This is a genomic window from Fructobacillus sp. ChS1-6f1-1-27, assembly GCF_059579415.1.
Genome location: NZ_JCAOER010000007.1, coordinates 1 through 13331 on the forward strand (window position 1 = coordinate 1; position 13331 = coordinate 13331).

Annotated in this window: 13 protein-coding genes and 1 riboswitch; of the genes, 2 read left to right on the forward strand and 11 right to left on the reverse strand. The window is 43.2% G+C overall.

Features of this window, described 5'->3' with window-relative positions; translation table 11 throughout:
• On the forward strand, nt 1-577 hold a 577-nt coding region (locus AC5162_RS04395), incomplete at its 5' end, for an IS3 family transposase (protein WP_496534041.1).
• 65 nt (nt 578-642) lie between these two features.
• Here the strand turns inward: AC5162_RS04395 and AC5162_RS04400 are convergent.
• The 4 genes from AC5162_RS04400 to AC5162_RS04415 all read right to left on the reverse strand — a co-directional run bounded on the left by AC5162_RS04400 (nt 643) and on the right by AC5162_RS04415 (nt 4839).
• Nucleotides 643-1326: a type 1 glutamine amidotransferase gene (locus tag AC5162_RS04400; RefSeq protein WP_496534042.1), complete on the reverse strand. Its 684-nt coding sequence runs from the start codon at nt 1324-1326 to the stop codon at nt 643-645.
• A gap of 218 nt (nt 1327-1544) precedes the next feature.
• Complete coding sequence (locus AC5162_RS04405; protein ID WP_496534043.1) at nt 1545-1733, reverse strand: putative holin-like toxin; 189 nt, start codon at nt 1731-1733, stop codon at nt 1545-1547.
• Between the two features lie 468 nt (nt 1734-2201).
• A complete protein-coding gene (locus AC5162_RS04410) occupies nt 2202-3731 on the reverse strand; it encodes a ClC family H(+)/Cl(-) exchange transporter (protein WP_496534044.1) in 1530 nt (509 codons plus the stop codon).
• A gap of 103 nt (nt 3732-3834) precedes the next feature.
• The gene (locus AC5162_RS04415; RefSeq protein ID WP_496534045.1) at nt 3835-4839 is read right to left on the reverse strand and encodes a YeiH family protein; all 1005 of its coding nucleotides are present in this window, start codon (nt 4837-4839) and stop codon (nt 3835-3837) included.
• Nucleotides 4840-4996: 157 nt separating this feature from the next.
• Here AC5162_RS04415 and AC5162_RS04420 point away from each other — a divergent pair, with 157 nt between their 5' ends.
• On the forward strand, nt 4997-5686 hold the full coding sequence (locus AC5162_RS04420; protein WP_496534046.1) for a YjjG family noncanonical pyrimidine nucleotidase: 690 nt from the start codon (nt 4997-4999) through the stop codon (nt 5684-5686).
• An 80-nt stretch (nt 5687-5766) separates the two neighbouring features.
• On the opposite strand, the gene thiW is transcribed toward AC5162_RS04420, so the two are convergent.
• The 7 genes from thiW to spxB all read right to left on the reverse strand — a co-directional run bounded on the left by thiW (nt 5767) and on the right by spxB (nt 13233).
• Nucleotides 5767-6261, reverse strand: coding sequence for an energy coupling factor transporter S component ThiW (thiW, locus tag AC5162_RS04425; RefSeq protein ID WP_496534047.1), 495 nt, complete (start codon nt 6259-6261; stop codon nt 5767-5769).
• 312 nt (nt 6262-6573) lie between these two features.
• A riboswitch (TPP riboswitch) is annotated at nt 6574-6679 on the reverse strand.
• 40 nt (nt 6680-6719) lie between these two features.
• The gene (locus tag AC5162_RS04430) at nt 6720-7526 is read right to left on the reverse strand and encodes a 2-keto-4-pentenoate hydratase (protein ID WP_496534114.1); all 807 of its coding nucleotides are present in this window, start codon (nt 7524-7526) and stop codon (nt 6720-6722) included.
• Nucleotides 7527-7990: 464 nt separating this feature from the next.
• Complete coding sequence (locus AC5162_RS04435; protein ID WP_496534048.1) at nt 7991-9028, reverse strand: zinc-dependent alcohol dehydrogenase family protein; 1038 nt, start codon at nt 9026-9028, stop codon at nt 7991-7993.
• Between the two features lie 91 nt (nt 9029-9119).
• Nucleotides 9120-9773: an SDR family oxidoreductase gene (locus AC5162_RS04440; RefSeq protein WP_496534049.1), complete on the reverse strand. Its 654-nt coding sequence runs from the start codon at nt 9771-9773 to the stop codon at nt 9120-9122.
• Nucleotides 9774-9792: 19 nt separating this feature from the next.
• Nucleotides 9793-10449 (reverse strand): nitroreductase, encoded by a 657-nt coding sequence (locus tag AC5162_RS04445; RefSeq protein WP_496534050.1) that lies wholly within the window; start codon nt 10447-10449, stop codon nt 9793-9795.
• A gap of 143 nt (nt 10450-10592) precedes the next feature.
• On the reverse strand, nt 10593-11300 hold the full coding sequence (locus tag AC5162_RS04450) for a 2,3-bisphosphoglycerate-dependent phosphoglycerate mutase (protein WP_496534051.1): 708 nt from the start codon (nt 11298-11300) through the stop codon (nt 10593-10595).
• 118 nt (nt 11301-11418) lie between these two features.
• The gene (gene spxB, locus AC5162_RS04455) at nt 11419-13233 is read right to left on the reverse strand and encodes a pyruvate oxidase (RefSeq protein WP_496534052.1); all 1815 of its coding nucleotides are present in this window, start codon (nt 13231-13233) and stop codon (nt 11419-11421) included.
• Nucleotides 13234-13331: the final 98 nt, after the last annotated feature.

Below are 13331 nucleotides of genomic sequence, written 5' to 3' on the forward strand. Positions count from 1 at the left end.
TAAGAAAATTCGGAAATATAATTCTTATCCGGGACCAAATGGTCAAACTGTTAAGAATCGCATTCGTCGTCGCTTCACCGCTGACCGCCGTTTTCAAAAGTTAGTCAGTGATGTGACGGAGTTTAAGGTGGGCGAAACAGGACAAAAAATTTACTTAGAGCCTATTATGGACCTGTATAATCGTGAGATTGTTTCTTATTCAATCGCTACGCGTCCGAACCTAGACTTTGCCTTAAAGGCGGTACAAGATTTATTACCTAAAATGCCTCACAGGCATTATCAAACGGTGTTACATACTGACCAAGGTTGGCAATACCGTCACCGTGCTTGGCAACGGTTATTAAAGAAAAACGGCATTAAACCAAGCATGTCACGGAAAGCAACTGCCTTGGATAATGCCGTCATTGAAAGTTTCTTCAATAAATTAAAAACTGAAATTGGTCCATTGAAACAATATCCAACAAGGACAAAATTGGTCAAGAAGATTAAGTGGTTTATTCAGTACTACAACGAAACACGCATCCAAACAAAACTAAGCGGCCGGTCACCGATTGAATATCGGCAACCAGCCGCTTAGCGAACTAGTAAATATTTACTTTAGTTTTTGGGGTATACGTCATTAAAAGCTAGGGCCTTTTTTGATTAATCTTTATTTTTCGCAACTATATAATCTAGCAATTGAAACATCACGGCTTGATTTTCCATTGGAACACCATGGCCCAAAATCTGTTGACCATCCTGGTGTAAGGCGTTGTTAGGGTCATCAGCATATGACCCGTCATTTGCGACCATTTCTCGGACATTGTCTGCTAATGGTTCAAAATGAAACTGTAGGCCAACCACGTTTTCAAAGACAAAGCCTTGGTTTTTCACTAGGTCAGAACTAAATAATAAGTCAGCCTGGTCTGGAACCTGAAACATTTGCTCATGCCAGTGCAGACCAATTAATTGGTTTGGCAAACCAGGGATTCGGTCGCTTTGCTTCATGACTGGTGCCCAGCCGACCTCTTTATAAGGTGAATCCATCACTTGGTAGCCTAGTGTTTTGGCAATTTGTTGAGCCCCATAACAAGCACCATAGATTGGTTTATGCTGGTTTAGCAATGCTTGAATTAATACTCGTTCTTGTTTAATCCAGTCTAAGTCATCATTAGGACTCATTGGCCCACCCAAAATAACTAATAAATCAGTTTCTTCAGGTGTGGGTAAGACGCCGTCAAATTGGGCCGGGTGATAGGTAGTCATTTCGTGACCATGCGTTTCAGACCATTTAGCAATGCTGCCAGGTCCCTCGTTGGGTGTATGTTGCAAAACATTAATGCGCATTAAAAAAGCCTCCTTTTTCAACGGCAATTTGATATGGGTTTCGCCTGCATCTGCCCTTAATACAATTATTATAGCATGCACACTGAAAAACCGTGTTATAATAAGGGCAAATGAAAGGAGCTGTAGCATCAACTACAGCTCCCCTAGCAAACCCATTAAACGGTGGCTAGCCTTATAGATTATAAAATAACCATCAGCTGGTCAAAGCTTTGAGATGGTTATTTTTTATTGCAAATCTTATCGATTAGCTCAACCACAATCCTGATTAACGCTAGGATGAACATCCCAAACGCAATCAGTAATGCGATGATGTCCGAAATGGTCACCAAGGCTTCTCCTTTCCTAAAGTGGTTGCGTTTATAGTTTTGACACCATAAGTACCACCTCCTTTTCAGGATAGCCACCATCTTTACTTGTTTGCTACTGAGATTATAACATGTTGAACTGCTCTAAAATACTGCTGTTGAGGCGTTTTTAGACATTTCTATCATGCAATATCTCTTAGACCGATTTATTTTAAAAAAAGACTTTTGTTTGGAACAGAGGTAACTAATTTTCTTGCTATACTTTTTTTAGGGTGACGGAGGGCGTTCCGTTATAGTTAGTACTAAACTCACATTATCCGTATTGGTCCATATTGATGGAACCTCCTTAAATTTTTTAGTCCTTAGCACTACGAATTGTAATTATGAATAGTACGAAAAATAGCTTAGTCTGGGGTTCGACTCCCCAGTAACAAATCTCACCTAAACCAAAAATTCCCATTCTTTGGTACTAGCTTCACCCGATTCTCTTTCTAAATAAGGCGCTGACAAATGCTAATCAACACATTTGCCAGCGCCTTATTATTATTAAAAATAGTTATTTATAGCCACTCACATTTTTAACAATAGTGATTCATGAATTTCTTGGCTATCTTGTTTAGCAACTCGAATGAATAAGATGTCACCGGCTCGAAGAACTAAGTCTGCTGATGGCATAAGCGTTTCGTCTCCTCGTTGGACCTTGATAATAATTGCTTTAGCAGGCCAGTCAATGTCTCGAATTTCTTGGTGTTCAATGGAACTGACAGCAAGAACAGGTATTTCAAGGTCAATCATTTCTGACGCATTGTTGGTGACTTTATTTGTCAAGAGTCGGTTTAATAAGGACTCGTAAATTGGTGCCCCATTGAAGAAATCAACGACGGCATAAGCAATTAAACTGACAAAGGCCAAGGGCCAGACGTGCGTGACTGATCCGACCATTTCAACGATTAAAATGATGGCAGTAAATGGTGCTTTTCCAATCGCAGCAAAATAAGCCGCCATCCCAATCACAACAAAGTCAATTAGGTACTTAGCAGCCATGAGGTGCAAAATCACGAAAACTTGCCCAATAATTGCCCCATTTAAGGCTCCTAGGGTTAGGATTGGTAGGAAAATACCACCAGGAAGTCCTGACCCGTAGCTCATCATTGAAAAGATGAAGCGAGCAACCACCATTGCTAATAAAATTTGCAAGCCGGGCACATGGTGTCCGAGTGCTAAGACAATGTTGTTTCCGCCCCCAAGCCCCTTTGGCCAAATCAGACCTACTGGAATAATGAGTAATAGTGCGATGACCCCATTCCAGTGCTTTGGCAAATGAAACAGGCTGTAAAACTTAGAACTGGCTAACAACGTTTTTTGGTAAAATAAGCCAAGGAGACCAAGTAACAAGCCTAAAATGATGAGCAGTCCATATAAGTGGATTGGTACTAATGGTAGTTGGCCAACTGACAAAACCGGTGTTTGACCAAAAACGACGGTGGAAACGGAATCGGCCACTATCGCTGCGGATAGAGCCCCAACCCAAACAAAGGGCGAAAAGCTGTGGTAAATTTCTTCCAAAACAAACATTACACCGGCTAAGGGTGCGTTAAAGGCAGCAGATAGTCCGGCTGCTGCTCCCGCAGCAATTAGGCTCCGCTTGTTGCTTTCATCAAGGCCGAGCTGTTCAGCAACCCCCTGTCCGACTGCCGAACCGAGCTGGATCGATGGACCCTCGCGGCCAAGCATTAAACCACTACCGATGGCTAAGACACCAGCCACTAGTTTCCGCCACAAGATTGAAACCCAGTTTAATTGCAGTTGACCCATTAACTGCCCCTCTACTTGAGGAATACCAGACCCAGCAATTTGTGGGTCTTGTTTGAGTAAGGCAGCGGCAATAACGGCAATCACCAGATTAATCGCAATGATTAATAATAAGACTACCCAATGGCCGTTTACAACATATGTATACATACTTCGCCACCAGTCGAGAGACTTTTCAATCCCAAACCGGAAGAGTGAAACAACTGTCCCCACTAGGATTCCAACGATAATACCGGTAAGAATCGTGGTCACCCGGGTGGTGTTAACTTGTAAATGACTTTTTTGCATAAATTCAGTTTACACCTTTCAAAGCCTTTAAAAAAGATAAATTAAAACGAAAAAAGGCAAACCTTTTAAGGGTTTGCCTTTTTGAAATTCGATTATCAAATTCCTAGAAGAACAGCTTAATCAAAATAACCGCTAAGATAACTTGAACAGTACCAACCAAGAAGCCAAAGCTCAAGAATTTGACACCACTCTTCTTGATAACGGTCCATTTCAAGTTCAAACCGATTGCAGCCAAGTTGACTACTCCGAAGAAGGTACTCAAAGTGTGGCTAACTGAGTGAACTGCATTTGGCAGAGCAGAGATTGAGTTAATGACCAAGAGGATGGCAAAGACGATAATATACCAAGGCAAGATAGTCACCTTACCAGCCTTAACTTCTTCTCCATTACCTTCCTTAGCAGCCTTGCGGCGAGCCATAGTGGCAAAGCCAATTACGACAAAGGCCAACATCATGACACGTAAAAGCTTAAACAAGGTAGCAAAGGTCACAACGTTACTGTTAATCAAAGCAGCAGTTCCGACCACTTGCCCAACTGATTGAACAGTTCCACCAACTAAAGCACCACGAAGCAAGTCGTTTGAGCCAAAGAAGTAGTGTGATAAGCTAGGCAAAGTTAGCAAGAGCAACATTCCAGTCAAAGAAACAGTGGCAACCGCTGTTCGACGGTCATCATCTTTTGCTTGGATAGCTGGGGCAACGGCGGCAATCGCACTGGACCCACAGACAGCATTTCCAGCCCCCATCAACATGGTACTGGAGTCACCAACTTTAAAGACGTACTTACCAAGGACGAATACGATTCCGATAATCAAAATCATATTTAAGATAATAAAGCCAATTCCGTTAAACCCTAGCTTCGACAAGGTCTTAAAGGTCAATGTTGATCCAAGCAAGGCAATTCCGATTTCAATCGGGTACTTTTCAGACCACTTGACCCCAGCAGCATAGCGTTCGTTACTAAAGATTGTATTTCCCAACAAAATTCCGATTAGCATCGCAATACTTTCCGCTCCAAGCTGTGGTAAGAACTTGGCCAAAAAGTCAGCTAGTAATGAAATCAAAATTGTTAAAACAATCCCAATGACGTGCTTCTTTTGAATTTTCATATGCAACTCCGTTCGTGTGTTTTACATTGAGCAATTATAGACGGTTTTCTCGATAAATCAAGAAAATTTTAGATTTATTTGAATTTTTTGTATAAATAGTGGAAAATATAAGTCATAACAAAGCATCACTTTTTGTATCTTTATAGGAGCTTCGATAATGTACCAATACTTAATTTTTGACCTAGATGATACCCTTTTAGACTTTAAGGGTGGTGAGATTGCAGACGTCAAATACCTTTTTAATAAGCACTTCGGCTTAACCGATCAAAAATTAGACCAGGCTCTAGCTGCTTACCAAGAAACCAACTCAGGCCTTTGGAAGGCCTATGAGCTTGACCAAATTAACCGCGAAGAGATTTTTGCGACACGGTTTCCTAAGACGTTAGCTAAGTTGGAATTAACTGGGGATGCGATGGCTTTAGAGCATGAGTACGCTACCCTGCGAGATGAAAACTACCGGGTCCTCCCCTACGCACCTGAATTAATGAAGTCACTAAATGGCCAATATACCATTTTGGCTGGAACCAACGGTCAAGACCAAACTCAGCGTCGGCGCTTGAAAGAAACCGGCCTTGAAAAATATTTTGACCAAATCTATACTTCCGAGATGCTTGGTGCTTCAAAACCTGACCAAGCATTCTATGACCGAATCTTTCATGATAATCCTGCAATGAATAAGGAAAACACGGTGATGATCGGCGACGGCCTCACCTCAGATATTCTAGGTGGTCACAACTATGGGTTAGACACCATTTGGGTGAACTTGAAGAATAAGGATTTATCGGGGGATGTTGCCCCAACGGCGGAGGTTAATGAATTAGTTGACTTGCCTAGCAAATTAAAGTAACGAAAAAAGCACACCCTTTGACGTATACCCCGAAAGTACTTTAACTTTCGGGGTATACGTCACTCCTCGGTGTGCTTTTTCTATTTTTCAATTGTATTAATCATTTTGTGAAGTGTTCCTGATTTTTTTAAGGCTAAGAGCACGATTACACCGAGCCCAGCCCCAACAATCGCAGCTGGCAGGTAATATGGAATAAAGTAATACCAGTGGTGCACGTCCAAACCATACAAGTACTTCATGACCGGGTAAGAACTTAAAGCACCGATGACCCCAGTACCAAAAACTTCACCGAGAAAAACCAGGGTAAGGCTCTTGGTCCATTTATATAAATAGCCAGCAATAATTGGTCCAAACACAGCCCCTAAGAGGGCTTGGGCAGTCCGGCCGGCAAGTAACACCCGCATTGACCCAGTTAACAAGGCTGCTACAAAGCCATACCACGGTCCAACTAAGACAGCCGCTAACACGTCGACAAAGTGTTGAAACGGCGCCATGGCTGGAAAAACTACAAAAGTATTTAAGATATAAGCCAGGACAGCTAAGAGAGCAGTGGTAACAATTCTTTTCGTTTTCATTCAAACATTCTCCTTCAAAATCATGAGAAACGACGGTTTTAACAGCGACGCTTCTCAACTAAGTTAGGGCACGGTGGCCACTTTCATCGAGTAGTCGGTCGAAACTTGCTGGTTTCCTCTCACGCCGGAACACGGCTTCCCATCGCTGTTATTCAAAAACAAGGCGCTCCCCTTGTCCCGCACGGATTGGTCCGTGAACCGTTGTTATCTCCTCCTTTGAATTTAAATAGTTAGACCTTGCGTCATTTGCACTAATTTTTATCTGCTAGCAAATAAAAAAGACACTTTGACTGTACGTCAAAGCGTCCATTAAAAAGAATTAAACATAATTCCTACGACGGCATGATCCGTATCAGGTCAACGGGTCGAAGGGTTACCTTCCTCTCAGCCCGTCACCCGGACTCCCCAAGAAAGAATTATAGCGGATAATTCCAGCAAAAGGCAAGTTACTTAAAATTTTAATCATCAACCTTGACCTTCACGGTTGGAAAGTCGTGGCTAAAGCTTGCCGTCCAGGTCCCTTTCGTTAGGTGTGGTGGCAACAAGAAAGTTCCCGAAGAAACTCGTTGGCCAGCTTTTAAAGTCTTGCCTTGACTGGCTAGCTTTTTGTTCAGCCATTCGAGTGCGTATAAGGGGTTTCCCAGAACTTCTGCCGCTGTCCCCTCACCCGCTAACTCATCATTGTGGTAGAGCCGTGCCTTTACCTTGGCAAATTCATCAAAGGGTAAATCAGAACTATCTCGTTCTTTGCCGTATAAGACAAAACCACCAACTGCACTATCGGACATCACCAGGTACTTATTTAGACTTGGAAACCATTCTGAAAACCGTGAATCAGGGACTTCAATTCCGGCTGCCACGGTGGTTTTAGCCTGTAGTTCAGCCAAAGATTCCTCTCCCGTCAAATCTTCTTTGGCTTTAAAAACTAGCTCTACTTCTGCTAAAGGATCCATTAAGTCGCTTTTTAACGATAATTCTGTTGGGCTTTCTACAAAATGGCTTTGAACTTGAGCACCGTATAAAGGCTCAACGGAATCAAACATCTTTTGAGTTTGTTCACTAGTCAAAGAGACCTTGTACCCGCCCAAGGGCTGACCCTTCAAATGGGTTAACTGGTCTTGGACTTGGTAGGCAGTCTGTTCGTCATCCACCACATCGGCCCAATCACTAATCGTTAGTGCTTCTTTATTCTGGTATGCCTGAAAAAGGGCGTTAGCCAGTTCTACCGGCGTTTTCTTGGTTGCTACTTGGCTCACTTCTTCCATCATTGTCATATTGGCCTCCTGTTGGTCTGTTAAACGAATGTAACGAGCAAAAAATCAACAACCTCCTTTCAGTTTAATCCAGATAAAGAAAAGCACCCTTAATTTCAACTATAAAAGCTAAAACTAAGGGTGCTTCTGCACGGTACCACCTTATTTTGTTAGAGCAAGGCTCTAACCTCAACCCGCACGGCCCCAAAGGCGATACAGTGGCATGGTAACGGTTGCTGCCGAGTGAGCCTACTATTTTCAGTCACTAGCTAAAGAAGGATGGCTTCTTGCTGTTCATCCGTTGTCGCACTGCCCCAACGGTCCCTTAAATCCCAAGCAAAAGCGTTTTCTTATCGTTGCTGTTCTTATCTGTTACCTTGTATTCTATTCTTAAATTAGAATTTTTCAACCTATTTCTAATAATATTTTCATTTTAAACAAAAAGAGCGCCAACTAGCACTCTTTCATTCTCAATATTAAATTCGAATTGCAGATTTAATTGCCTTCCGGTCAGCCATTGCCTGATAAGCATCGTTAATATCATCCAAGGCAAATTCGTCGGTAAAGACCTTACCAGGATTAATTTCACCGTTCAAAACAGCTTGCAACAAGAAGCCCTTATCGTAAGTTGTCACTGATGCAGGGCCGCCGGCAACCGTGATATTACCATAGAAAGTTTGGGCTTGGTTGACACCATTACCGTGTGGCAAACCAACTCGGCCAATGGCGGCACCAGGACGGGCAACGCCAACAGCGGTCGCCATTGTTTGTTCAGAACCAACACATTCCAAAATCGCGTCAGCACCAACACCATTGGTCAATTCACGGACCTTTTTGATTCCTTCGTCACCGCGTTCGGCAACAACATCCGTCGCACCAAATTCAATGGCTAACTTCTGACGGTCTTCGTGACGGCTCATAATGATGATTTTCTTAGCACCGCGCATCTTGGCTGAAATGACCCCAGACAAACCAACGGCACCATCACCAATAACGACAGCAGTATCGCCCTTTTGGACATTAGCTGACTTAGCGGCGTGATAACCAGTTGGCATAACGTCGGCCAAAGCCAAAAATGAGTTCAACATCGCAGGTGTGTAATCTTCAGGCTTGCCAGGGACCTTAACCAATGACCAGTTAGCATGCTGGTAACGGATGTATTCCGCTTGTTCACCGGCACTGAAGTTGTCTTGGTGGCTTAAGCAGCCAGCTTCATAGCCAGCTAAACAAGCAGCACAGTGACCACAACCATGGATAAATGGCGCAATCACAAAGTCACCTTTTTTCAAAGTAGTGATAGCTGATCCGGCTTCTTCAACGATACCAATTGCTTCGTGACCAGTGTTCAATGAGTGTTCTTCTTTGTCATCACCACCGCTATAAGGCCAAAGGTCTGACCCACAGACACTAGCGCGGACAGTCTTTAAAATCACATCATCTGGCTGCTGAATTGTTGGCTTTTCAACCTCTTCAACTTGAACCTGGCCAGCTTTCATAAACATCGTTTGCTTCATTCAAAATCTCCTAACAAAATTAATTTTCTTTCACGACACCCCTATTAAACACCCTATAGTTCACTCTAAGTCAAGCGCCTGAAGAAATTTATTAGATTAATTGGTCAATCTGATTAGAACCGCTAGTTAAACTGTAAATCTGGCCGATTGTCTTCTCCGACTGGAGGGCCTTTCGAGCGAAATGAGCAACATCTGCCCGACTAATTGTCATTGGACCATTAGCAAAATCAACTGTTAGAGAAACTGTTTCTTGCCCCTGGTCATCAGTTAACCCAGTTGGTCGCAAGATTGTATAAGGCAGTCCAGAGGCTTGTAGGAAGCGATCGGCATAGTGTTTCATCATATAATAGGTATAAATACCAGAAGCTGCCCAAGCCTTACGATTATCAGCTCCTGCAGCTGAAACCATCAAATAATGCTTAATATTAGCCTTTTTAGCAGCATCCATCGTTTTTACGGCGCCATCTAAGTCAACTTGAGTAGTTCGTTCTGCCCCACCTTTGCCACCAGCGCCAGCGGTGAAGACGACTTGGTCAACATCGTGTTCAGTTAAAAAGCCGGCCATCTCTGCTCCACTTTGGTCCAAATCAAAGTGAACTGGCGTCACATTGGCTAAACCGTCGGCCGTATCAAATTGTTTTTCATCTCGAAAGCCAGCTAAAACCTGAAAATCATTTTCGGCCAATTCTTTTACTAACAACTGTCCAACCTTGCCGTGTGCACCAATTACTAACGTTTTTGTCATTCTTCCTCCTTCATACCTTTTAATCTAAGATTGTCAAAATATCTTCTGTTGCCATTCGGTTGGCATCAATTTTGTTCAAATCATGGTCACCGTCTCGGTAACCAAGGCCAACGCCCATAATTGGCAACCGATCTCCTGGCAAATGCAAGGCTTCCTTTAATTGGTCAGGGTACTTAACAAATTCATAAGCCGGCAAAGAGGCCAATCCTTCTTCTTCGGCAGCCAATAATAGTGATTGCATCATCGAGCCGAGGTCAATTAATGACCAGTCGGGGTAACCAGCTTCTAAAGTAAAGTAAACAACCGCTTGGGCATTATAAAGCTGAGTACTAGCCTTGCCAATCTTGGTCGTCCAATCGTCGCCTGCTTGCTCAGCAGACCCAGCAAACCATGTCATCATATTTTTTTGTGACGTTTCATCCCAGTCACCCATTGCTTGGTATGGCAAGACTGAATTACCATGAACATTTTCGTCCAAGTTTGCCTTCGCGTGACTTGCTCGAATTGTTTCTAGTGTCTTTCCAGTAGCGATTGTTAGCCGTACTGGTTGGGTATTAACCCATGAGGGGGCCTTTTGGGCAGCTGCCACAATTTTGGTCAACAAATCTACCGGTACCTGCTTGTCTTGGTACCAACGAACTGACTTCCGTTGTTCTAATGCGGTTTGAACGTCCATAAAATCCTCCGATTTTTAAGAAATACAAAATGCTGACTACCTCTATTATCCAGGCCTAATAACTAAAATTCAACCGCTAAAATATTTTGGTCTAGTTTATTTTTAACGAAAAAAGCACAGGGACAACTGTTCCTGCGCTTTCATTAAATTATTGTTTTTGTATAAGATGACAAATCAGCCGAAAAGTCATAGGCGATTGGTTGTCCATTTGGAATTTCAACTTGTGTGACTTCTTCTGGCGTTAGTCCCTCGATTAATTTCGTTAGGGCCCGAACTGAAGTACCGTGTGCAACAATCAAAATATTTTGTTCAGCAAATAACCGGGGTTTAATTTCTTTCTCAAATAATGGCCGAACTCGAATTTCAGTGCTTTGGATGTTTTCACTACGAGGTAGCAATCCTAGTGGAATATCATGGTAACGGTGGTCAAAGGCTGGATAAGTCTGACCGTCAATGACTACGGCTGGACGGTACTCGCCCAGCTTAGGTGGCAAAATATCATATGACCGACGCCAGGTTTGAACGGTCTCCTTGCCGTATTCAGCTCGCATGTCATCCTTGTTTTCACCCTGTAAAATCCCGTAATGGCGCTCATTTAACCGCCAAGTCTTTGTTAAAGGGAGATAAGACTGGCCTAATTGGTCTAAGAGCCGGTTAACAGTCATAATGGTTCGACTTAAAACAGAACTATAGGCTTGGTCAAAGATAAGCCCTTGATCTTTTAATGCCTGACCAGCAGCCTTAGCCTGATCTTTTCCGGTTTCAGACAAGTAAGTATCAATCCAACCATTAAAACGGTTAGCTTGGTTCCATTCACTTTGCCCGTGTCGTAGTAAAACAAGTTTTGCCATGATATCCGCTCCTTGTTCCCTATTTTACACCGGTTCTAGCTTGCCATGCAATCAAAGTTAGGCAAAATAAAAGCCGCCTTATTTAGACGACTTTTTAAATAAGTTCACTTATTAATTTCTACCACTCAACCCCATTTTCTTGGAAGAACTCTGGTAGAGTCTTCAATTCTTGGCCATCGTATGAGTCCAAGAACTCACGGACTGAGCCTGGGTGTTGCAAGTCGAAGTTACTGTTATAAGTTGGGTTCAAGGTTTCTTCAACACCTGAATTAGTTGTCTTCAACTGCAACTCTTCAACTGGCAATGACCGAGCATCAGAAATCTTAGCATCAATCAAGAATGGCCGACCAGCCTTGGTAACTTTCACTGCCTGATCAAAGGCTGCTGGTAATTCGCTTGTCTTTGTAACGGTAACAGATTCGACCCCCATTCCTTTTGCAATCATCGCAAAGTCTTGGTCTGCCAAATCAATACCAGAATGGTGCATCTTAACGTCATCTTGCTCACTTTTAATAAAGTTCAACGTTTTGTTGGAAGTGACCACGTTAATGATTGGTAAGTCGTACTTCTTTTCTGTCAGCAAGTCCTGCATGATCATTGAAAAGGCACCATCACCAGCAATATTCCAAACTTGGCGTCCAGGGTAAGACAGCTGCCCTGACAATGCGGCTGGCAAGCCAGAACCCATTGAAGCAAAGATTGCAGAAATCACAAACTTATTCTTTGGCGTCACCTGCAAGTGCCGGAATGAGTTAATAATGTTATCGCCGATGTCAATGGCAAAGACGGCATCCGAGTCAGCCACCCGGTTAATTTGTTTGTAAATTGGTTCGGCCTTCAGCGGTTCGCTAGTATCATCTTGGAGCTGCTTTTGGTAGTCAAACCAGTTCTTTTTATCAGCGACTGCCGCCTTAAAGAATGGTGTTTCGGCCACCGGTTCACTCATAGCAACTGCTTTTTTAACAAAGCTTGTCGCATCAGACCAAATACCAAGGTCCAAGTCATGGTGCCGGCCTAATTCAGCCCGGTCGTTATCGACCTGGACAAACTTGAAATCATGGGTGGTATAAACCAAGTTTGCAAATGGGAAGTCCGCCCCAATAGCAATCAAAAGGTCAGCGCTAGCAATGATTTCATCGGCTGCTTTGGAAGCGGCACGGTTGGCCATTCCCAGGTTACCTTCATAGCTTTCATCAACATGTCCCTTGGCTAATCCAGTCATCACCAATGGAATTTGTAATTGCTTTGATAGTTTGACTAAGTCATCACCGCCAGCTTGGATTCCACGTCCGACATGGATAACGGGTCGCTTAGCAGCTTTGACCATTTGCAAGAATTCTTTCACTTCAGCATCAGTAGCTTCTGGTTGTGGTTCAGACTTATCATCGGTCGTGCTGTGTGAACCATAATCTTTATCTGGAATTTCTGCATAGCCTAAGTCATTTGGAATGATAACGGTTGCAACACCATGGTTCTTATAGGCTTCACGGATTGCTTGGTCAACAACGTGTGGCAAACTTTCAGGGGTCATGACCGTCCGACAATAAACGGACACATCTTCAAAGATAGGATCTTCGTTAAATTCCTGGAAGAAATGATAGTTCATGACCGTTCGTGGTGTTTGCCCAACCAGTGCTAGAACAGGGACGTGGTCTTCCTTGGCATCGTAAAGACCTGTCAGTAAGTTAGTTGCGCCGGGTCCGGCAGAACCAAAGGCAACACCAATTTTACCAGTTAACTTAGCGTCAGCTGCAGCAGCCAAGGCGCCGACTTGCTCGTGGCGAACTTGGATATATTTCAACTGATCCTGGTCGGCCAACGCCGCCATCGTTGAATTGAAAGAGCCACCTGGATAACCAAACAAGTGGTCAACGCCCCAATTTCCAAGGACTCGCAACATCGCGGTGCTTGCTGGAATGACATTTTCTGACATAAGACATCTCCTATTCATCTTTATTTAGACTTATTATAATTCTTTTTTACATATATGTAAAAATATTATCGCTAAGATGTCAAAAGATGTCGATTTCT

Bases quoted from the DNA above. Each gene is read 5' to 3' on its own strand.
- AC5162_RS04400 (WP_496534042.1), bottom strand. From the start codon at position 1,326: ATGCGCATTAATGTTTTGCAACATACACCCAACGAGGGACCTGGCAGC.
- AC5162_RS04420 (WP_496534046.1), top strand. From the start codon at position 4,997: ATGTACCAATACTTAATTTTTGACCTAGATGATACCCTTTTAGACTTT.
- AC5162_RS04430 (WP_496534114.1), bottom strand. From the start codon at position 7,526: ATGGAAGAAGTGAGCCAAGTAGCAACCAAGAAAACGCCGGTAGAACTG.
- AC5162_RS04405 (WP_496534043.1), bottom strand. From the start codon at position 1,733: ATGGTGGCTATCCTGAAAAGGAGGTGGTACTTATGGTGTCAAAACTAT.
- AC5162_RS04435 (WP_496534048.1), bottom strand. From the start codon at position 9,028: ATGAAGCAAACGATGTTTATGAAAGCTGGCCAGGTTCAAGTTGAAGAG.
- AC5162_RS04410 (WP_496534044.1), bottom strand. From the start codon at position 3,731: ATGCAAAAAAGTCATTTACAAGTTAACACCACCCGGGTGACCACGATT.
- AC5162_RS04450 (WP_496534051.1), bottom strand. From the start codon at position 11,300: ATGGCAAAACTTGTTTTACTACGACACGGGCAAAGTGAATGGAACCAA.
- thiW (WP_496534047.1), bottom strand. From the start codon at position 6,261: ATGAAAACGAAAAGAATTGTTACCACTGCTCTCTTAGCTGTCCTGGCT.
- AC5162_RS04445 (WP_496534050.1), bottom strand. From the start codon at position 10,449: ATGGACGTTCAAACCGCATTAGAACAACGGAAGTCAGTTCGTTGGTAC.
- AC5162_RS04440 (WP_496534049.1), bottom strand. From the start codon at position 9,773: ATGACAAAAACGTTAGTAATTGGTGCACACGGCAAGGTTGGACAGTTG.
- AC5162_RS04415 (WP_496534045.1), bottom strand. From the start codon at position 4,839: ATGAAAATTCAAAAGAAGCACGTCATTGGGATTGTTTTAACAATTTTG.
- spxB (WP_496534052.1), bottom strand. From the start codon at position 13,233: ATGTCAGAAAATGTCATTCCAGCAAGCACCGCGATGTTGCGAGTCCTT.